The sequence below is a fragment of the Geobacillus genomosp. 3 genome, assembly GCF_000445995.2.
Lineage (GTDB): Bacteria > Bacillota > Bacilli > Bacillales > Anoxybacillaceae > Geobacillus.
Genome location: NC_022080.4, coordinates 1609683 through 1630349, shown reverse-complemented (window position 1 = coordinate 1630349; position 20667 = coordinate 1609683). Strand labels below are relative to the sequence as shown.

Below are 20667 nucleotides of genomic sequence, written 5' to 3'. Positions count from 1 at the left end.
CAGACGACCGTTATCCGAACTTTGCAGCCATTTTATAAATACTTCTCCCATTCCTTGAATATGACAAGGTTCTCTCTGTCGATGTTCCCTTTGTATCTATAACCTTAAAAAAGAATCGTCGAATCATCTGGGGCATGATAAAATGTCTTTTAAGAAAAACGAATGTGATGTTGGTTATGGAGACCGGCAGGCATGTGTGGGAGGGAAAACATGAACGTTTTCTGGATTGGAGGGCTGTTTTGGCTATCCATTGGCGCCGCGCTTGTCTTTTTGATAAGAGGGGTGATGAGACAGCAGTTCCTCTCATTTTTGCTCTGTGCGTTGTTGTTGCTGCCATCGGCCTATTACTTCAGTGGGGCGGAAAATGCATATCGGTGGATCATGCTTTCTCCCCTCGTCCCTCTATTGGCGGCGGGATGGTTAAGCATGAAAAAGCGATGACGAGCGTCTGCCGCTCTCATCGCTTTCATTGTTTTCCAGCATGCAAAGAACACTTATTTCAACGAAAAACTCGTCCCATCGATCCATTCGATTTCGTCATAGCGCTTCAGAACGCGAACGAGTTGAAAGAGTGCTTCATCTTTTTGCCCGGCCTCGATCATGCAGTCGAGCTGTTGGATGGTGCCTTTGATTTCATGCAAAAAGCGAATAAAGGCTGACCGATTATGCAGCGGTGAATGGATGGCGTCATCAGGCTATGAAGGAAAATACAGCTCCACCGCCCGCCGAAAGCGGGGATGTTCCAGCCGGTAGTACCGGGAGAACGATTTCAACACATGGTGATCGGGATAGTCCGCTAGCGGGATGGAAAGGCGGACTTGCCCGCTTTTGAAAAAGGTTAACGCCCGATCCGACCGTTCCATATAGTCAAAGAAAAACCCGTCGCGCGCGACCAATTCATCGCCTTCATAGAAGTTGACCACCACTTGGCGATTCGTATACTGCGTGAACAAAGCGAGCACTTCACTCATGTTTTTCGCTCCTTCCGGTGTCAAAGAGGCCAAAATAAGTGAATGAGAAACAAACAGGCAAACACCATCGCCGACAACAGATGAAATTTCCGCCGAAATCCGGACGCTTTTCGATGGCGGAGAACGCCGGCCGCCAAGGTGATGGCCAACAGCCCGAGGCTCGCATAGCCGGTCACCATTTTTCCGTGGCCAACGCCAAGAACCGCCCCGAGTTTCCACATCATGATCCCGCCGTGAAGCACGATCAAGCCCGTTCCGGCTACAGCCAGCGGAATATGGGCTTTCATCATTTTTCTTGACATCCGCGCCAAGGCAACTTTCACGTTCCGGACTTTCGCTTTACGGATGACGAGAAAAATGAAGTACATATTGACATTGACCCAAAACAACAGTATCGCTGCTTGCGCCAGCCATTTTCCGGCAAACACGGCCGCTGAATCGCTCGGGCGAAACAGCCATATATACAGCGCAGAACCGGCCACCAACAACGCATTGATAATGATCCAAACGTAGTGTGCCATACATCCTCCATCATCGTGTCGTTTGCCATCATTGTAGCCAAAAACGCACCGTCCTGGAGTGAGCATCGTCACATTGCAGACGATAGAACGGGCAGGGGCTTTTTTGCACTCGAGGGTGTCTTTTTCCTTCCGGTAGGGCAAAAAAACGGATGATGCTCTGCCGGGCCATGATACAAGCTCTTTGACAACGCATGCCATAGAATAAAGGACAGTCCATTCAAGTAGAAAGGAGATGGCCATCCGTTGAATGTGGGAGGGAAACATCTAATTCTCGATGCCTTTGAATGCGATTCCACCCTTTTGAACAACCAGGACTATTTGGAACAGCTGCTGACAATGGCCGCGCAAAACGCCGGCATGGAAGTGGTATATTCGTATTTCCATCCATTTCATCCGCAAGGTGTGACGGGCATGATCGTGCTAGCCACGTCGCATCTGTCGATTCATACGTGGCCGGAGGAACGCTATGCTTCGTTGGATTTTTATACGTGCGGGGAACATGATCCGCTTAGCCAGGTGGATGTGTTATTAAAAGGCCTTCAGGCAAAACGGGCGGTCGTTTATTCAGTTTCCCGCGGGACAACGTCCCCTCAGCTCGTTATGAGCCAAGGGATGGAATCGTTTGGGTCGCCAAAGCCGGACGAGCGCCACGGCGGCGATGAGGCCGTCCGCGGCGACAAGTGGGATCAGATCGGGCGGCAGGCGCTTTTGCGTGGAAAACATAAACTGCTTTGGGACGAAAAAAGTGCCTTCCAACACTTGCAAATGATTGAAGCGAAAGATGTACGCATGTATTTAGACGGGCAGTTGCAGTTTAGCTCATTGGATGAGCACATTTATCACGAGGCGCTTGTTCACCCGGCTTTCACGTTTGTCCCCACCCCGAGCCGCGTGCTTATTTTAGGCGGCGGGGATGGCTTGGCGCTGCGGGAAGTGCTGAAATACCCAAGCGTTAAGCATGTCGATCTGGTTGACTTAGATCCTGCAGTATTGCAGGCTGCGAAAAAAAGCAAAAAATTAGCCGCATTGAACGACTCTTCGTTATCCGACTCCCGGGTTGCCGTCCATCCTCAAGATGCGGTTGATTTTCTTGCCGCCAACCGCACCCTTTATCCACTCATCATCGTCGACTTTCCCGACCCGACCGATGAGACGACTAGCAGTCTATATACAACCGAATTTTACACTCTCTTAAAACGTTGTCTTGCCGATGACGGTGTGTTTGTCTGCCAATCTGCTTCCCTTGATGATACGCCCATCGTTTTCTGGAGCATCGGAAAAACGATCGAAAGCGCTGGATTTCACACACTAAGCTACCATACCATCGTTCCGTCTTTTGGGGATTGGGGATTTCATATCGGAGCCAAAACCGCTCTTTCATGGGAAGGACGGCAGGCGCAAATTCCGTGCCGCACGCTGCCGAATCCTTTACGTGACTTGTCTCGCTTTCCTTCAACCATTTTAGCGAAGAAACCGCTGGCGATTGTGAATTCCAAACAACATACTGTTTTGCACCATCTGTTCAAACAGGAGAACGTGTACTGGTAACTCATGTTGCCCGCCGCTTCCTTCACATATTTGATAGACAACCTATTCTTCACCAAAAAGTTGGCCATCCTTTTTGTTTGGCCAACTTTTTTGATTAGGGAAAGACGGGCGGCGGGCGCGAGCTAGGCATAGGTGGCCTGCTCATAGCGAACAAACGTGGATTTTGGCGAATTTGAGCGAATGGCGTAGTACAAGTCTTCTCTCAGGCACATATAGATGCAGTACAAATGAATACTATAGACAGTTCACCCATACCGCTTCAACGAAGAAAATGCAAGAAAGGAGGCTTGTCATCATCGATATCCTGATCGTGCTTACGTTTTTCTTTACACTCCTGCTCATCTATTGGCGCCCGAAAGGAATGCATGAAGCCATCCCGGCCGCGGTCGGTGCGGTGATCACTCTTGTGAGCGGAGCAGTCAGTTTTTCCAATCTCATCAACATTAGCACCAAAGTAGGCGGCGCAGCGGTCACCATCATCTCCACGTTTATCATGGCGCTTGTGCTCGAGAGCATCGGCTTTTTTCACTGGATCGCCGCCATGTTGGCTGAACGGGCCAACGGCTCCGGTGTTCGGCTGTTTTGGTACACCAATGCGCTTTGCTTTCTCATGACGCTGTTTTTCAACAACGACGGCAGCATCATCATCACAACCCCGATTTTGCTGCTGCTCTTAAAGAGCTTTCAACTCAAAAAGCGAGAACAGTTTCCGTACTTGGTGAGCGGCGCGCTCATCGCCACCGCCTCAAGCGCGCCGATCGGTGTGAGCAACATGGTGAACTTAATTTCGTTAAAGATTATTGATATGAGCCTGTACGCGCAAACAGCGATGATGTTCATCCCTGCTACGCTTGGGCTGCTCTTTTTGACCGGCATGTTGTTTGCCGTTTTTTACAAAGATCTTCCTAGAACACTTCCCCCGCTATCCGTCCCCATCACCCCGCGCTCGTTTTACCAACATCCCCTCCGCGATTCCGCTGGCTATGACGATTTGAACATATCGAAACAAAGGATGAAGGCGATTCTTCTCTTTGTATTGGCAATGCGGGCTAGTTTGTTTGTCGCTTCCTACGTTCATATCCCGGTCGAATGGGTGGCTCTGGTGGGGTCGGGCTTGCTGCTAGGATGGCGGTGGTACACGTTTAAGACGAGGCCATTTGACGTGTTGCGGAAAGCGCCGTGGCACATCCTTGTCTTTGCCTTTGGAATGTATATTATTGTATACGGGTTAAACGGGGCCGGCTTGGGACATTACTTCGTGCAACAATTGCAGCCTTATGTGTCCAATCTGTTTCACGCCATTTTCGTCATGGGAAGCATGATGTCTGTTTTGTCCAATGTATTTAACAACCACCCTGCGCTCATGATCGGAACGTTGACATTGGCCGAAATGCATACCGACCCGCTCGTGCTGAAAGCGGCGTATTTGGCGATGATTATCGGGAGCGATATCGGCGCGCTGCTGTTGCCGACCGGGACGCTCGCAACGTTGCTTTGGCTCCATATCTTACAAAAATACCGCTATCCGCTTCCTTGGTCCGCTTATACGAAAATCTCACTTCTGGTCATTCCGCCGACGGTGTTGTTCACCCTTGCCATGCTGTATAGTTGGATTTTCTTTTTATCATCTGTGAACCTTCTATAAAAATCCCTCCTCGCACGGTGACGAAGGAGGGATTTTTCGTGAACTTTTCGGCATGCATCCATACATGGCATCCATCGTACCCAAAACGATTCCGTCATCCTACGACGGAAAATGCACGGTTTTTAAATGAATCACTTTCCAGTAAACCGATTCCCCACCTGCGGTCACTAGATGAACGATATTGTTTTGCACTTCCTTTAACAACCCGATTTTCAGCGGGTGATCGCCCAAGTCGAAAATGGCCAAGTGGCCTTCCATTTTTTTGAGCTGCTCCTCAAGCGACCGCTGCAAGGAAAGAGGAGTCGGCTGCACGGGCAGCGCATCGTTCCCTAATGTGTACGGTGTAATGGTTGTCTGGTAAGGGGTCAGCCATTTTAAATGATTGAGTGAAATGAGCATCGTTTTGTAGACTGGGGAGTAAAAGGTGAAGTAATCGTTCAGTACGTTGGTAATGTAACCGTGAATCGATTTGTTGCCGATCACGTAAATCTCCACAAACCGCCCTTTGGCGTTCAATAATGTTTTTCGGTAGGAAATTCCCGTATCCTCTTGCAAAGGAACTTCAGGAAAAGGGGGATCGATCAAGAATTCGGGATCCGCATGAAGCTGAATGTGGTGAATATGCAGGTGGGGAATGTACAAATACTCTTTCCCGGTATAGAGGACTAAAATATCGAGCCCAAAATCAATCAACACCCCCCGAACAACAGTTCCTCCGGAAATCTCTACTTTGACTTGCTTGCCGAGCAACGTTTTCAACAGATCCATGTTTTTCACCCTTTGGTTTTACGGGGCGACATTGGTTTAACCGCGCCGATGACTACGGTCTCCCTTTTTCGCCTTCTCACCTTTCCCTTTTTCTTCCGCCTTTTTCTTGTCGCCCTGGCCGTCTGTTTTCTTTTGGTCTTTGCCTTGTTCGCGGACCTTGTCGTTAACCTGTCGTTCCCCTTGTCTCGCTTTCTCTTTTTCTTTCTCCTTCCCTTCCGCCTTTTTCTTGCCACCTTGCTCTTTTTGCTTCGCTTTTGCTTCTCCCGCTTCTTGTTTCTGCGCATTTTCGGTCTTTTTCGCCTCATGCCCGGCTTGATTGGACCCATGTGCCGCTTTAGTTTGGCCCGTTTCCTTTTCTTCTTCGGCATTCGTGGCATTCATCGCCTGGAACGCCCCTTTAGGTCCGCAGCTGATGCTTTTCATGTGCTCGGGATTCATCCGGATGATTTCATCCCGGTTAACAATCGTATAATAGCCGCTTCCACCCGAAACTAGGATGCCTTCGACCGCTTCCGGCCCTCCGCGATTGATCGCCACCCATGTATGGGTAAGACGCGCAAACAAATCGGCGAAGTTTTCGGCCTTGACGTAAACGGGCGGGGGAGACAGGTCATGTTCTTGGCCTTCCGGTGCTCCTTCGGACGTATGGGCTGCCTTGCCTGCTGCTTCCATAACATTATGCCCTGAGGCTTGGGCTGCCGCTTCTTCTGCTGCATGCACTTCATGTCTCGCGGCTTGAACCTCGTTGGCTGCCGCTTTGTTTTCCTCGTTGTTTGTTTGTACGCGAACGCTTTTAATATGGCGGAGATGGTAAAACACGATGCCGTCATCTTTCGTGAAGAGAATAATATGATCGTCACTCACGCCTAATAACGTTCCTTGTTTCGACTCCGGCCCCCCCTGGTTGACTTGAATGCGCTCGTTGACCAAGCTGCTTAACAGCTCATGAAAATTCGGCGCCCCTATTGGCAAAACGGGTTCGCTGCTAGAGGAAGAAAACGACGGAACCGAATTGGCTTTTGCGTTTTCGCTAATGCTTTGGACATGGTGCAATGCATAATAAATCATCGCGGATTCATTTTCATTGAAAAGGGCAAGATAATCTGACTGGACATCGAGAAGTTTCCCTGTTTTCGATTCGGGACCGCCGCGGTAGACGGTCACGGTTTTTCCGATTAGTGATTGCCATTCCCCGTTTGACTCAAGCGGCATGGACGCTCCATGCATGTCGTATACCACCATTTCCATACTCCTTCCTGCACTGTTGTCCATAAGGGATATTCATACTGTATATATACGTATCCAGCGAAAATCGGCATCCGCCAACAACCTAAGCTAAAAAAATAGGCCGGCCTGTTGACACACTTTCCCGCTTTGGGCGCTCTGGCCGGCTGCTGAACGATCGGCATTCGTTTGTTCCTCATTCGACTGCTTGCCTTCTCATAAGCCCCCTTTTCAAGCCGATGGACAGCCAATACAGTGGCTTTCCCGTTATAGCGCCATGTAGATCCCGATCCCTGCCGCCAAAACGACCGCCAACCCTGCGTAAATCAACACTAGGCGGGTGAGATTCCCTTTTGTTGCCGATGTGTACTGTTCATCCCCGCGGCCGGAAAGTGCGAGCGTGCCGATCAAACCTGCAACCATCACGACAGCTGCAGCAACCATCAATCCTGTCACCGTTCTCCTCTCTCCTTTTCTTCCAGATTAGACGAAAGCCATTCCGCCCCCATTTGGAGCGCACGTTCGCCAAATTTCGCCCGCAGTTGTTCAACCGTCTTTCGAAGCGCTTCAGCTTTCGCTTCCTCTTCATAATGAAACAAATCGAGCTGTTTTCCTTCTTCCCGCTCATCAAACACACGAAGCGCGGCGACGCCAAGAAGCCGCACCGGGCGTCCGTCCCAATGCCTTTTCAACAGCCGCGCCGCCGCCCGAAAGAGGTCGTCCGCCGTTTGCAACGGCGCCGCCTCGGTTTGGCTGCGGGTGATCGTGCGAAAATCGTGGTAGCGGATCGTTAACTGAACGGTCCGCGAGACGACCCGCTTTTGTTTCATCCGCGCGCTGACGGATTCGGCCAGCTGGCGCAAAACGGCCCGCAGTTCTTGTTCGTCGTCTGCATCGTGCGGCAGCGTCGTCGAGTTCCCGACCGACTTCCATTTCTCCGCTGCTTCCGGGTCGACCGGACGCGGGTCGATGCCGTTGGCCCGCTCGTGAAGGCGCAGGCCAAAGACGCCAAACGTCCGCTCAAGAAGCGTCCGGTCAGCCTTCGCCATATCGCCGATCGTGCGCAAACCGAGCGCCTGCAGCTTCCTGGCGGTTTTGTCGCCGACACCATGCATCTGTTCAACCGGAAGCGGCCAAAGGACGTGCGGAACGTCGCGTTTGCGCAGCACCGTGATGCCGAGCGGCTTTTTCATCTCGCTTGCCATTTTGGCCAAAAACTTATTCGGGGCGATTCCGATGCTGACGGGAATCGACAGCTGCTCCAAAAGCCCCTGTTGGATGTGGCGGGCAAAAGCCAGCGGGTGAACGATTGATGCCCGGTTGGTCACGTCCAAATAGCCTTCATCGATCGAAGCGCGCTCTAAAACGTGCGGGAAACGCTCCAGCCATTGGAACAAGCGGCGGCTCATTTCGCGGTAAAAGGCGAAATCCGGCGGGCGCACAACGAGCGACGGACAGCGCTTCTTCGCTTCCGTAAGCGGCATCGTCGTATAGATGCCAAACTGCTGTTTCGCCGCATAACTGGCCGCCAGCACGATCCCCCTCCGCTCTTTTGGGTCCCCCGCCACAACGATCGGCCTTCCCCGAAGCGACGGATCGCGGGCAATCTCGCAGCTGGCGAAAAACGAGTTGCAGTCGATATGAAAAATGACCCGTCCGCGGGATTCACGCTCTCGTGGCATGACTTGTCCCTTCTTTTTTCGTGTTCTTTCTATTATATTGTATCAGATCATTTGTCATTTGAATATACTCGATTCTCCTGCAAGCGGAACCTCACAAGAGGCGTAAAGGGGACGAACCCATTAGTTGCCCGCGTGGCTGGAATGCTATATCAGAAGCCTGGCTGCTGCCGCATCACCTGATTGAGCATGCAGCGAAGCCGCTCCTTGAACAAAATCCGTTTCACCCTCCACCGCCACGACCTCCTTTTTCCGGATAAGACGGAAAGCGGACAATACGGTCTCGTGACGCATCATGCTTATTTCTTCCGTTTCCCTTCGAGCCAGCGGGACATGACAACCGCATTTGCTTCATCCACATCGACGACGCGGGCGCGGGTGCCAAGCGGCATGACGGAAACGGAAATGGTTGTAAGCCGCTTTCGCTTTTGCCACCATGTCGCCGATGATTGGAACGATTGTACGTGGCGTTTCAAGACATATGTCGTCGTTTGCCGAAACAGGCCGCTGCGAAGAGCGAGCTGCCCCGGCGAAAGCGCCCAGCCTGCGAGATGGAAGCGGCATGCGCCGATCCATGCCCCGAATGGCAATAACAAGAAAGCCATCACTCCCCACGGACGTTCAACATACGCCGCCAAAACAGCCGGAATCACAAGCCAACATAGCGGGCGAAGCATATAACGGGACTTGGCTCGCTTCGGCAATGGATGAAAGGCGACGGTGGGATCATATTCAGACAAGCAAGTTTGCATAATCGACGCCACCCGATTCTTTTTGATCAGCGGACAAAGCACCACATCGCCCGCTTCGCCGCCATCGAGCCCTCCACCGGCATGAATCAAGGACACCGAAGCATATCCGAACAATCGGCGCAGCCAATTCTCATGAATGACGACGCCTTGAACGCGGGCAACAGGGATTGACACCGATTTTCGCTCCAGCCATCCACGGGTGATCACAATCGTATCTTCTTGTTTCCGCACGGCAAACGAAGCGTATCGGACCATGTTTTGCACGATGGCTACTCCATAAGCGGCAAACAAAACGACGAAGACGAATCCCCCTAGAAACCAACGGCTATGCCCGTTCCATGTCGACTGAATATCGCGAACGAGCGCTTCATATGGAATGAAGTCGACTAATTGCGACAAAAACGCCCCTAACGCCACGACCACGCCAAGCGTGCCGCCGCTTGTTAATGAAACGATCCAAACTTCTTTCATCGATAACGTAAACAGGGCAGGAGGCGGACAGCGGTTTGCGTTGGACGCCGGATGGTCAATGGTTTCCGCCTTCCTTTTCGCTTGTTCGACACATCGTTGCAGTTGGCGGGCCTCTTCCCGTGAGATGGCCCGCAGCATCACTTCCGCTTCACCTAGCACATGGCCTGCCGCTTCAATATGCACTTGGACAACCCCTGCCATCCGCTGCCATACGCCTTCCGTGACCGACATCCCATGAATGCGCTCCAACGGAATCGAACGTCTTTTGCGGACAAACACCCCTTCTTCCACGAGCAAGCGATCTTCATCCCAAGCGTACGTAAAGCGGATCCACGAAAGAACGCCCATCACCACGGTGTATACGACAGCCGCCAGCGGCACGATGAAATCCCGCCAAGAGAAGCGGTTGCGGCTGCCGGCTGCGATGATCACGAGCAACGGAACGATCATATTCTTCAATTCTTTTCCAACCCCCGAGAGAATCGCGACCGGATGGAGACGACGTTTAGACATCATCGCTATCTGCCACCTTCGCCCACTCGGCAATCAAACGGCAAAGCCGCTCTGCTTCGTCCATCCGCAGGGCGGGAATTTCATGGGCAGCCGCCGCCGTGAACACCGCGATGGAGGCCAGCTTGTACCGCTTCAAAAGCGGGCCTTGGCGCACATCGACGTACTGAACGCGAGCCATCGGGATCAAAGTCCGTCTCGTGGACCAGACCCCTCGCTGAATGTCAATCTCTTCTTCGCGAATGTCATAGCGCCAACGTTTTTGCCGCAACGGAGGGAGCCAGACGACCCATACGATCGCTTCCACCACCCAAACGCCGGCCAACACCGCCCATAGCCAAGGAGGAGCATGAAAGCGCAAAAGCAACCACATGACTCCCCCGACCACCACGCCGGAAGCCAACGTTCCGAGCGCTCCGGTCAAGCGCCACACGGTGACTGCTTTGATCGAGATCGGTTTGCCGTGATCGTACCGCATTCTCGCAATCTCCTTTTTGCACAAAATCATTTCCGTTCCCAGTATAACAAAACATTTCCATGATGACGATGCCTTTTTCGCGAACCGTTGACAGCGTGAACAACTTATTATATTCTAAAACTATCTTTTTTCCTTAACCGCACAAAAGCAGCAAAGCACATCTGTGAATGATCATCCGAGATAGAAAGGTTGTTGTGAACATGGAACAATCCCGTCCCCAGCTGCAAAAAGGACTATTGCCCCGCCACGTTCAGCTGATCGCGTTAGGGGGGATGATCGGCACCGGCATTTTTAAAGGAAGCGCCGAGGCCATTCATATCGCCGGACCAAGCGTCGTGCTCACGTACTTGATCGGCGGCGTGCTGTTGTTTTTGATTATGGCTGCACTGGCCGAGATGGCGATCGCGTACCCGGGTTCGAACGTTCAACATTTGATCCGCCGGGCGTTTGGCTTTCGCCTGTCATGGATCGTCGGGTGGCTGTATTGGATCAATTGGACGTTGGTCACCGTGGTCGAACTGCTGGCTGCCGGCAGCTTTCTGAACTATTGGTTTCCGTCTGCGCCGTTATGGCTGCTTGCACTTCTATGCGCGTGTTTGATCATGGGGTTGAATCTTTTCCCTGTGAAGTATTACGGAGAAGCGGAATTTTGGCTGGCCGGCCTGAAAGTGGTAGCGCTAGTAGTGTTTATCGTGCTCGGGGCGGGCGTATGGGCTGGCGTGATCCCGAGCGACATGGACGGCTCGTTTCCGTCCGCCGGCGACGGCGGGTGGTTTCCGCATGGACTGGCCGGTACGCTCAGCGCCTTGCTTATCGTGATGTTTTCCTATGGCGGAGCGGAGCTGATCGGGGTGGCGGTGACGGAGATGAAAGACGCCGACCGGGTGCTGCCGCGCGTCATCCGCACAACGATCTGGCGGGTTGTCGGCTTTTATCTTTTGCCAATGGCCATTATTTGCGGCATTATGCCATGGAACACCGTCTCGGAAACGAACAGCCCGTTCGTCCAAGTGTTGGAAGCGATCGGGTTGCCCGGCGCGGCCCATGTCATGAACGCGGTGTTGCTCATTGCCGTCTTATCGGCGGCCAATACGGGCGTCTATGCGACTTCCCGGCTGCTGTACACCATGGCCGAACAAGGAGAAGCAAGCCGCCGCTTGCAGTGGACGACGAAACATGGGGTTCCGCTGTACGGGATGGGCATGGTCGCCATCTGCATCGCCGCCGGCGTGATCGGCGCCTACTTGGCGCCCGGGCGGATCATCGGAGAATTGATGACGATCCCCGGGTTTACGGTGCTGATCGTTTGGATGATGATCGGCGCCGCTCAACTGAAGCTGCGGCCGCATTACCAAACGAAGCCGTTTTTCCAAACGAAAGGGTTTCCGTACACGACGGTAGCGGCGGTCGGGGCGCTCGGAGCGATTTGGCTTGGCTTTTTGCTTCAAGGAGAGCACCGGATCGGTTCGTTCCTCTGTGTGGCGGTCTTCGTTCTGTTAGCCATCTGTTCAACCATCCAAGAAAAACAGCAGCATGAACCGAAAACGCCGAGGCGGACGGCGTAACCAAACCGCCTCTTTTCGCTCGGGCGACAGCTAGAGACGGGCGTTCTTTCATCATAGATGGCGCCCGTCTTCCTTTTTCCGTGTCCAACCGTTCCCACGATATTCGTCCCATGCGCGCCAGGCCATGATCGCCATGCCGAGCGCGAGAATCAACGCCTGTCCGTCCATCCGGTGTTCCGTCCATAAGTGATACCCTGCCGCTCCGATGCCGTAAAGCACCCAAACCACTGAAAACCACATAACTCCCAACCAAAATCTCCGCATCGTTTCTCCCCTCCTTTCTCCCGTTCCCCCGATCGATCCGTAAGACAGCAGGCGAAGCCGCCTATGTCTATTTTTTGAAAAAATAGGTGATTTTCGTATAATTATATCACAATTTTCACAAATGAGCCGAAAAAACAAGCCATTCCCCTATGCTCCAAGGGAAATGGCTGTGCGTTTGGCTGAAACACCGATGATGATTCGTTAGTTGGCCGGCGACAGCTCGTCTTCAGTCACCCATTTGTGGTTTGTCACTTTTTTACCGGTTTCTGTATCAATGTAATCGACCATATACACCGTCGTTTGTTTCGCCGAATCAATGACCGCTTTGGCCCCTTTCATCCCTTCCATATGATCGGCGTTCAAGACGACTTCATCGCCCGGCTGGAATGGTTTGTTACCGGCGTTTTCAATTTCTTCGTGGATGACCCATTTGTGGTTTTTGACTGGTTTCCCGCCGGTCGTCGGAGTGTACGTCACGGTGTAGACGGTTGTGTCAAATGCGCCGGTGACGGTTGCTTTCGCCCCATTCATCCCCGGCATATGGTCGGCATGGATGATGACCTTGCTTCCGACCGGATAGGCCGGGTTTTTCGCCTCTTCCAATCCCGCCGGAACGTCGCCGGAGCCGGAGTGGTTCATTCCTTCATGGCCGCTGTGGGCATTATGGGTTTCCTCCTGGCCGGCTTGTTCATTGGGCGCGGCTTCGTCGTTTCCGGCGCCGGCGCAGGCGGATGCCAACAACGCTGCTGTTAGGGAAGCCGCCCCAACCAACATTCTCCAGTTTTTCATCGTTTTCACCCTCCTTGCCTTCCTTAGCATACCCAACATTTGTGCAGATTTTGTGGAGATGGCCTTGGTCAAGGAAAAATGGGTTGATCGCGTGTCTGGAAATTCAGCGGAAAATTCTGTGGCGGTCTAGCCGCACCGTTTTAACACGAAAAAAGCACCCCCTCGCTTGAGGGGATGCCCAATGGTCAGACGACATCGTACCCTTGGTCTTCAATCGCGGTTTTCAACTGGTCAACGGTCACTTTCGCTTCATCGTACTCCACATCGACCGTTCCTTGTTCCAAATGGACGTCGACCCGGCGGACGCCATCGAGTTGTTGCAGCGCATTGGTGACGGCCGCTTTGCAATGGCCGCATGTCATTCCTTGCACTTGTAACGTGATCGTCATCGTTTCTTTCCTCCCGTGATCATGATAGTTTCACCCGTTTTAAGCGAAGCGCATTGGCCACGACCGAAACGGAGCTAAACGCCATCGCCGCGCCGGCGATCCATGGCTCCAACAAGCCGGCGGCTGCGACCGGAATGCCGACCGTGTTGTAAAACAGCGCCCAAAACAAGTTTTGGCGGATGTTTCTCATCGTTTTCCGGCTCAACTCGATCGCCTGCGGGATATGGGCCAAATCGCCGCCGACCAGCGTCACGTCGGCCGTTTCAATCGCTACATCGGTGCCGGTGCCGATCGCCATGCCGATATCGGCTTTCGCCAAGGCCGGGGCGTCGTTAATGCCGTCGCCGACCATCGCCACCCGTTTTCCTTGTTGCTGCAGCCTGGCGACAATGTTCGCCTTCTCTTCCGGCAGCACTTCCGCATACACATGGCGAATGCCGACTTCGTTGGCGATGGCTTCTGCGGTGCGGCGGTTGTCGCCTGTCACCATGTACACGTCAATGCCCATTTGCGTTAACGCACGAATGGCCTGTTTCGAGCTTTCTTTCACCGTATCCGCCACAGCGATCAAGCCCGCCGGTTTTCCGTTGACGGCGACAAGCATCGCTGTTTTCCCTTGCGCTTCAAGCGCCGCCATTCGTTCCTCTTCGCTCGAGATGTCAACTGACCGTTCCGTCATCAGTTTGCGCGTGCCGACCAACACAAATTGGCCGTCCACCACCGCCTCAATGCCATGGCCGGCAATAGCCGAGAAGCGGTCAAGCGGTTTCGGCGCGATCCCGTGTTCTTTCCCGTACGCGACGATCGCTTGCGCCAGCGGATGTTCCGAAGCGCTCTCGGCCGAAACGGCATACACAAGCATGTCGTCCCGGAGCGCGATGACATCGGTCACTTCCGGTTTGCCTTTTGTCACCGTTCCCGTCTTATCGAGCAACACCGCTTCGATTTGCTGCGTTCTCTCTAAGTACTCACCTCCTTTAAAGAGAATGCCGTACTCCGCCCCCTTGCCGGTGCCGACCATAATCGAAGTCGGCGTCGCCAAGCCGAGCGCGCATGGGCAGGCGATGACGAGCACGGCAATGGCCGCTTCCAAAGCGGCGGTGATGTCGCCCGGCGCCACGATGAAGTACCAAACGAGAAACGACACGGCCGCAATGGCGACGACAATCGGGACGAAAATGCCGGAGATGATGTCGGCCATCCGCTGAATCGGCGCTTTGGATCCTTGCGCTTCCTCCACAATGCGGACGATGTGGGCGAGCGCTGTATCTTTCCCGACCTTTTCCGCCCGGATCGTCAAAATGCCGTTTTGGTTGATCGTCGCGCCAATGACGGGGTCGCCTTCCTTTTTATCGACCGGAATCGATTCGCCCGTAATCATCGATTCATCGACCGATGAGGCCCCGGCGATGACCGTTCCGTCCACCGGAATTTTTTCGCCCGGCCGGACGATGATCGTATCACCGACGACGACTTGTTCGAGCGGCACTTTTTGTTCGGTTCCGTCGCGGATGACCGTCGCCTCTTTCGCCTGCAGGCTCAACAGCTTCGAAATGGCTTCCGTCGTCCGCCCTTTGGCGAGCGCCTCGGCATATTTGCCGACCAAAACGAGCGTAATCAGCACCGCGCTCGTCTCAAAATACAGCCGCGGCGCATACGCCGGGTCAGCCAACGTTTTGAGCGCCTCATAGAAACTATAAAAGTAGGCGGCCGACGTGCCGAGGGCGACAAGCACATCCATGTTTGCGCTTTTGTTGCGCAACGCCCGGTACGCGCCGAGATAAAACGGGCCGCCGATGTAAAACTGCACCGGAGTCGCCAGCAAAAGCTGCACCCACGGATTCATCAACCAATGCGGCATCGGCAGACCGAGGCCAAACGGCAAATGGGCGATCATCGTATACAACAGCGGGAGCGAGAGCACCGTTGACAATATCAGCCGAAACCGCTTTTGTTTCCATTCCTCGTCATCGCGGCGGGCGCCCTGCTGCTCGCCGCGGAGGCGGCCTTTGTATCCAAGATGCTCGATTTTCTTGATCACGTCCTCAACGGACAGCACCCCTTCTTGGTATTCGACGATGGCGCTGTTCGTCGCCAAGTTGACTGCGGCCGTGGTGACGCCGTCCATCCGCTTCAGCCCTTTTTCAATCCGCGCCGCGCACGCCGCGCACGTCATCCCGGAAATATCGAGCGCCACGGTTTCCTTCGCGACGCCATATCCCAATTGCTCAATTTTCGCCGCGATCTCCGCCAGGCGCTGTTTTCCCGGATCGAACTGAATCGTCGCCCTTTCCATGGCCAAGTTGACGTTCGCCTTGACCCCGTCTAGTTTGTTCAACACTTTTTCAATCCGGTTGGAGCAGGCGGCACACGTCATGCCGGTGATGTGAAGCGTCACCGTTTTGGGTTCTCCCATCGGTCATCTCCCCTTATTTCGAAAACTGTTTGATCACGTTCATCAACTCGCGGAGCGATTCTTCGCCGCTTCCTTCGCGAATCGCTTTCGCCACACAATGGTTCGCATGGCGCTCAAGCAGCTGCATCCCCACTTGACGCAGCGCCGCTTGGATGGCGGAAATTTGCACCAAAATATCAATACAATAGCGATTGTCTTCGACCATTTTTTGCACCCCGCGCACTTGCCCTTCGATGCGCTTCAACCGTTTCACAATGTTCTCGATTTCCTCTTTCGTGCGCGGGACCATCGTTCCATGACCAGCATGGGGGTCATGTGGTGGTTGGGTCACGGTTCTCACCTCTTTTTTAATCTATATACATTATACCCGAATGGGGTATAATGTTGCAATGAATTTTCTTCCTTTTCATGACAAAAAAGAAAGGCGGCCTGCCAGGCGGCGGATGATGGCGGAAACGGCGCCTGCCGATCCCTTCGGTCATGGATCGATCCGCTGCCTTGTGGTGCAAGCCGCTTCTTTCGTTCGCTAAAACCGGTTCATCATCGTTTGGGACGGCTGGCCCGTTTTTTCTCCGTTTGCCCCGTGGCAGGCGTTATACATGTCTTGCAACTGGCGCTCCGATAAATCCGGATGCATGCTTTTCATATGAGGGAGCATTTGCTCAAACGAGAGCGGGCCGTTCGTGTTGGCCAAAACAGCTGTTCCGGCCCCTAGCACCAACGCAGCAGCCAACAAGCCTCCTGTGACTTTCTTCATTAGAGTGCCCACCTTTCTTTCGGTTTCATCTCCATCTTAGACCAAAATGATGGAGAATGTATCCAAAAGGCGTGACAACTTTTTGTCTGCCTCCTTCTGACTAAAAGACCGCCATGATGGCCAAAATGGGATGAAGGAAAACTTTGCTAGGCCAGCATTTTTGAAGGAGTGAGAGCGGGCGGTGGAACTGTGCGTTATGACGTTTAACATCCGCCACGGCAAAGGCATGGACGGAAAGGTGGATTTGCGCCGAATCGCTGCTGTGATTAAACAAAGCGGCGCCGACATCATCGGCCTGAACGAGGTGGACCGTTATTTTTCACGGCGAAGCCACTATGAGGATCAAATCGGCTGGCTGGCAAGAGAGTTGCGGATGCATCATGCGTTCAGCCCTTCCGTATCGTGGAGGGCGAAACAACCTGGAGTCATCCGCCAATACGGAAACGGGCTGTTGTCGCGCTACCCGATTACCGCCCGACAACATCACGCATTGCGCGCGGCATTGGGAATGGGGGAAGGGCGATCGGTGCTCGAGGCGATCGTGTCCGTTCACGGCCAGCCCCTTGCCGTGTATGTCACCCACTTCAGCCTCAACCCGCTGCTGCACCGGAAACAGACTGATTTTCTCATCGAGCGGTTGCACCGTCAATCCGTTCCATTTCTTGTCATGGGCGATTGGAACATGAGACCCGGCTCCCGTCCATGGCAGCGCATGGCCCGTGAGGCGGATGATATATGGAAAAAAGTAGGAACAGGAAGCGGCGATACGTATCCGTCCCTTCGCCCGCGCCGGCGGCTTGACTACATCTTTGTCAGCCGTCAGCTGCACGCGGCGGGCGCACAAGTTGTGACGATCATGCCGACGGCGTCCGACCATTTGCCGCTAAAGGCCGTATTGCGCCTAGGCTGACCGCCCTTTGGGGCAATTCTGTTTCACTCCGCTGTTTTTTGTCCTATCTTTCGCCAGACGAACCACAAAAGAACGATCGATGCAACAGCGAGCAGCAGTTTTCCCGACCAGGCGGCCTCGAGAAATTGATGAATCGCATACGCTTCCATCCATAACGCCGGGAGTTTGCCGAGCGAACTCGCCGCCGTAAACACGGAAAGGGACGTACGGCCGATGGCGGCGACAAACGTCACCACCCCGGATGGTACAAACGGCAGCAACCGCAGTGCCAAAATGAGGAAAAACGCCTCCCGGCCGCCCGCATGAAGCAGCGGCTTCACGCTCGGATGGGAAAGCCATTTTGTCCCGTTCCATCGGCGAACTCCTTTCCGGTACAAGACGAACGAGACGACCGCCCCGAGCGCCTCGCCGGCAAACGACACCCAAAAGCCCGGCCAAAAGCCGAACACCGTCAAATTGGCCGCTGTCAAAAATGCGCTTGGGACGACCCCAAGCACGCTGATCGCCACATTGCAGGCCAGGCTCAAAACGTATGCTGCCCCGCCGTAGGCTTGAAACAAATCGATCATCCAATCTTTCATCACAAAAGGAACGCCTCACTTTCCGAAGCGCTGCACCCGGTTCGGCTATGGCTTGCGCCCTTCCCATTTGTAGCCGACGCCCCAGACCGTCTGCAAATGGTCGTCAGCCGGAAACCCGGCTTGGCGCAGTTTTTCGCGGATGTTTTTAATATGCGAATCCACCGTCCGCTCTTCCGTATCGGCGAGATATCCCCATAAGGAGGCGATGATTTGTCCGCGGCTGAACACTTGATTTGGGCGTTTGAGGAAGAGCCCTAAAATGGCAAACTCCTTCGGCGTCAACGGAATTGGCTTTCCTTCATAATGGACGGCATGTTCCTCTTCATCCCACACGAGCCCGGCCGTGCGGATCGCCGAGCGGCGGGCACCGGCACGCCGCAGCACCGCTTCAATACGCGCCAACAGCTCCGCCTCGTCAAACGGCTTGGTGACATAATCATCGGCTCCGATTTTCAACCCTTGGACGATATCGGCCGTTTCGTCGCGAGCAGTGACCATCATGATCGGGATGTCGGAAAACGAACGAATGCGACGGCACGTTTCCCACCCGTCAAGTTCCGGCATCATCACATCAAGCAGCACCAAATCGGCGTGATGGCCCCGCAAATAGTCGATCGCCTCTTGCCCTGAACGGCATTTCACGCAACGGTAACCGTTTGGCGCCAGATACAGGTCCAACAAATCGAGCATTCGCGCTTCATCATCGACCAATACCAACGTATACATCCTCATCCCTCCGGCACCGTAATCAAGATGGTCGTTCCTTTCCCTGGTTCGCTCTCTGCGGCGATCGTTCCCCCATGCGCCTCGACGATTTCTTTGGCAATGGAAAGCCCAAGCCCGGTCCCTCCACTCCTTCGCGACCGCGACTTATCCACCCGGTAAAACCGTTCAAAAATATGGGGGACATCGTCCGGCGGGATGCCGGCCCCCTGATCGGAAACGGCCATGATGACCCCATGTTTTCGCGGCTGGACGGTGATCGTCACCGTTGTGCCAGGAAACGCATATTTTCGCGCATTATCAAGCACATTGATCATCACTTGCTCAAACCGCTGCCGGTCAACCGCAGCCGTCACCCCATCAGGGCACGAGCAGACAAGCGACAGCGCTTTTTCCTGAAACGCCGGGCGCAGCTTTTCGCACAGTTTGGCTAAAAACGAACAAAGATCGATCGGCTGCTTCTCAATCTGGAACGAGTGTCGCTCCAACCTTGCCAGCTCAAACAAGTCTTTCACCATTTTTTCAATCTTTTCGGCCTCTTCGTAAATGATCGCGACATAATTCGCCCGCTCCGCCTCGGACAGATGCGGCCGTCGGGCAATGTCGGCATATCCTTTCACATACGTGAGCGGCGTGCGCAGCTCATGGGAGATGCTCGCCAAAAATTCACTTCGCTCTTGTTTCAAATACGCCAAATCGTTCGCCAACGTTTGAATGGCTTTGCCTAATTGCGCAAGTTCGTCATCGCCCTTCACCTCAAGACGCACTGAAAAGTCGCCTTGGCTAAGCGCCTCGGTCGCCTGTTTCATCCGTAAAAGCGGCGTTGTAATGATGCGGGAGAAAAAGACGATCGTCATCATCGTGATCAACACCGACAGCACGCCGACGACGACAAAATGATGTTTCAGCTTATACACCATCGTCTGAATCGAGCGGGTGTCTTGAAACATGTATACATATCCACCCGTTTCGCCTCCGATTTGGATCGGGCTCACCGTCGCAATGTGTGACGCCTGCTTCCAATCGGTTTGTACCATCATGCCGTCGCGGGGAATAGAGCGCCCGTTCGTCAATGGGATGATTTCTTCGGCAAACGGGATAATGCCGCTAGAGGCCGATAGAATTTGGCGCTTCGCATCGGTGATGACGACATCGGTTTCCGCCTCCGATTCCATCATCGCCACATGCGCAAGCGTTGGTTGGTCAAGGTTTTTTTCCAAGACGTTGCGGTGGCTGTTCCCCCGCGCCAGAAGCTGCGCGAATTCTTCTTCGATGCGCGCATGAACGAGCGTCGCGTAAAGAGAAACGAACAGCACCATTTCAATGGCCAAGACGAAGGCAAAAACCAACATTCCAAGTTTCCACGAAAGTTTTCGCACGTGTTTCTCTCCTTATCGGTCAAGACCGTATGCTGCTCTAATTTTACTATTTTATCCGGCAAATGTGCAGAAAGTATGGATACGGTCAAAAAGGATGGGGAAACACCATGATTTTTGCTCCATCGCCGGCCTTGAATCTAGGAAACGGCCGTTTTGAGGAATTTGTTCCATTCAACATGCTTTTCCCTCTTGTATCACCGCCTTTTTGAATCGGCCTTCATGCCGCTTCAGCTGATTCGTTCTTCATAAAAGCCGAGCCTGGCGGATGCGTCTTTCCCTTTCTTCCATTATACTAATAAACAGACTGGACTCATTTGGAGACGACAG

General features: G+C 53.6%; 22 protein-coding genes. 5 read left to right on the top strand and 17 right to left on the bottom strand.

Annotated elements, in window-relative coordinates:
• Window positions 1-239 precede the first annotated feature (239 nt).
• Complete coding sequence (locus M493_RS18545; RefSeq protein WP_158413365.1) at window positions 240-659, top strand: hypothetical protein; 420 nt, start codon at window positions 240-242, stop codon at window positions 657-659.
• A gap of 36 nt (window positions 660-695) precedes the next feature.
• On the opposite strand, the gene M493_RS08140 is transcribed toward M493_RS18545, so the two are convergent.
• Both M493_RS08140 and M493_RS08135 read right to left on the bottom strand, forming a co-directional pair.
• Window positions 696-971 carry a hypothetical protein gene (locus tag M493_RS08140; RefSeq protein ID WP_020959840.1) on the bottom strand — a complete coding sequence of 92 codons (276 nt, stop codon included), beginning with the start codon at window positions 969-971 and terminating at the stop codon, window positions 696-698.
• Window positions 972-991: 20 nt separating this feature from the next.
• Complete coding sequence (locus M493_RS08135) at window positions 992-1492, bottom strand: hypothetical protein (protein WP_020959839.1); 501 nt, start codon at window positions 1490-1492, stop codon at window positions 992-994.
• Between the two features lie 249 nt (window positions 1493-1741).
• On the opposite strand from M493_RS08135, the gene speD reads away from it, so the two are divergent.
• Together speD and M493_RS08125 are read left to right on the top strand one after the other, a co-directional pair.
• The gene (speD, locus tag M493_RS08130) at window positions 1742-3040 is read left to right on the top strand and encodes an adenosylmethionine decarboxylase (protein ID WP_235183467.1); all 1299 of its coding nucleotides are present in this window, start codon (window positions 1742-1744) and stop codon (window positions 3038-3040) included.
• 271 nt (window positions 3041-3311) lie between these two features.
• On the top strand, window positions 3312-4685 hold the full coding sequence (locus M493_RS08125; RefSeq protein ID WP_020959837.1) for an arsenic transporter: 1374 nt from the start codon (window positions 3312-3314) through the stop codon (window positions 4683-4685).
• Between the two features lie 99 nt (window positions 4686-4784).
• On the opposite strand, the gene M493_RS08120 is transcribed toward M493_RS08125, so the two are convergent.
• From M493_RS08120 to M493_RS08095, 6 genes are all read right to left on the bottom strand, one after another.
• Window positions 4785-5453: a hypothetical protein gene (locus M493_RS08120; RefSeq protein ID WP_020959836.1), complete on the bottom strand. Its 669-nt coding sequence runs from the start codon at window positions 5451-5453 to the stop codon at window positions 4785-4787.
• Between the two features lie 36 nt (window positions 5454-5489).
• Complete coding sequence (locus M493_RS08115; RefSeq protein WP_020959835.1) at window positions 5490-6695, bottom strand: hypothetical protein; 1206 nt, start codon at window positions 6693-6695, stop codon at window positions 5490-5492.
• 249 nt (window positions 6696-6944) lie between these two features.
• Complete coding sequence (locus M493_RS08110; RefSeq protein WP_020959834.1) at window positions 6945-7133, bottom strand: hypothetical protein; 189 nt, start codon at window positions 7131-7133, stop codon at window positions 6945-6947.
• On the bottom strand, window positions 7130-8359 hold the full coding sequence (locus tag M493_RS08105; RefSeq protein WP_020959833.1) for a DNA polymerase IV: 1230 nt from the start codon (window positions 8357-8359) through the stop codon (window positions 7130-7132). The genes M493_RS08110 and M493_RS08105 overlap by 4 nt, the downstream gene beginning before the upstream one ends.
• A gap of 296 nt (window positions 8360-8655) precedes the next feature.
• Window positions 8656-10095 carry a PH domain-containing protein gene (locus tag M493_RS08100; RefSeq protein ID WP_020959831.1) on the bottom strand — a complete coding sequence of 480 codons (1440 nt, stop codon included), beginning with the start codon at window positions 10093-10095 and terminating at the stop codon, window positions 8656-8658.
• Complete coding sequence (locus M493_RS08095) at window positions 10085-10567, bottom strand: PH domain-containing protein (protein WP_020959830.1); 483 nt, start codon at window positions 10565-10567, stop codon at window positions 10085-10087. The genes M493_RS08100 and M493_RS08095 overlap by 11 nt, the downstream gene beginning before the upstream one ends.
• A gap of 200 nt (window positions 10568-10767) precedes the next feature.
• Between M493_RS08095 and M493_RS08090 the strand changes: the two genes are divergently transcribed.
• Window positions 10768-12132 (top strand): amino acid permease, encoded by a 1365-nt coding sequence (locus M493_RS08090; RefSeq protein WP_020959829.1) that lies wholly within the window; start codon window positions 10768-10770, stop codon window positions 12130-12132.
• A 51-nt stretch (window positions 12133-12183) separates the two neighbouring features.
• Here the strand turns inward: M493_RS08090 and M493_RS08085 are convergent, their stop codons facing one another.
• From M493_RS08085 to M493_RS08060, 6 genes are all read right to left on the bottom strand, one after another.
• Complete coding sequence (locus M493_RS08085; protein ID WP_020959828.1) at window positions 12184-12396, bottom strand: hypothetical protein; 213 nt, start codon at window positions 12394-12396, stop codon at window positions 12184-12186.
• A gap of 201 nt (window positions 12397-12597) precedes the next feature.
• Complete coding sequence (locus M493_RS08080) at window positions 12598-13185, bottom strand: YdhK family protein (protein WP_020959827.1); 588 nt, start codon at window positions 13183-13185, stop codon at window positions 12598-12600.
• A gap of 185 nt (window positions 13186-13370) precedes the next feature.
• On the bottom strand, window positions 13371-13574 hold the full coding sequence (gene copZ, locus M493_RS08075) for a copper chaperone CopZ (RefSeq protein WP_020959826.1): 204 nt from the start codon (window positions 13572-13574) through the stop codon (window positions 13371-13373).
• A 19-nt stretch (window positions 13575-13593) separates the two neighbouring features.
• Window positions 13594-15990 carry a heavy metal translocating P-type ATPase gene (locus M493_RS08070; RefSeq protein ID WP_020959825.1) on the bottom strand — a complete coding sequence of 799 codons (2397 nt, stop codon included), beginning with the start codon at window positions 15988-15990 and terminating at the stop codon, window positions 13594-13596.
• 13 nt (window positions 15991-16003) lie between these two features.
• On the bottom strand, window positions 16004-16279 hold the full coding sequence (locus M493_RS08065; RefSeq protein ID WP_020959824.1) for a metal-sensing transcriptional repressor: 276 nt from the start codon (window positions 16277-16279) through the stop codon (window positions 16004-16006).
• Between the two features lie 237 nt (window positions 16280-16516).
• Window positions 16517-16747, bottom strand: coding sequence for a hypothetical protein (locus tag M493_RS08060; RefSeq protein ID WP_020959822.1), 231 nt, complete (start codon window positions 16745-16747; stop codon window positions 16517-16519).
• A gap of 181 nt (window positions 16748-16928) precedes the next feature.
• Between M493_RS08060 and M493_RS08055 the strand changes: the two genes are divergently transcribed.
• Window positions 16929-17657 (top strand): endonuclease/exonuclease/phosphatase family protein, encoded by a 729-nt coding sequence (locus M493_RS08055; RefSeq protein ID WP_023817608.1) that lies wholly within the window; start codon window positions 16929-16931, stop codon window positions 17655-17657.
• A gap of 23 nt (window positions 17658-17680) precedes the next feature.
• Here the strand turns inward: M493_RS08055 and M493_RS08050 are convergent, their stop codons facing one another.
• Genes M493_RS08050 through M493_RS08040 form a run of 3 tightly spaced genes read right to left on the bottom strand, consistent with a single transcriptional unit; the run spans window position 17681 to window position 20340 of the window.
• Window positions 17681-18238 carry a TVP38/TMEM64 family protein gene (locus tag M493_RS08050; RefSeq protein ID WP_020959820.1) on the bottom strand — a complete coding sequence of 186 codons (558 nt, stop codon included), beginning with the start codon at window positions 18236-18238 and terminating at the stop codon, window positions 17681-17683.
• Window positions 18239-18283: 45 nt separating this feature from the next.
• A complete protein-coding gene (locus M493_RS08045; RefSeq protein ID WP_020959819.1) occupies window positions 18284-18964 on the bottom strand; it encodes a response regulator transcription factor in 681 nt (226 codons plus the stop codon).
• A gap of 2 nt (window positions 18965-18966) precedes the next feature.
• The gene (locus tag M493_RS08040; protein WP_020959818.1) at window positions 18967-20340 is read right to left on the bottom strand and encodes a sensor histidine kinase; all 1374 of its coding nucleotides are present in this window, start codon (window positions 20338-20340) and stop codon (window positions 18967-18969) included.
• Window positions 20341-20667 lie beyond the last annotated feature (327 nt).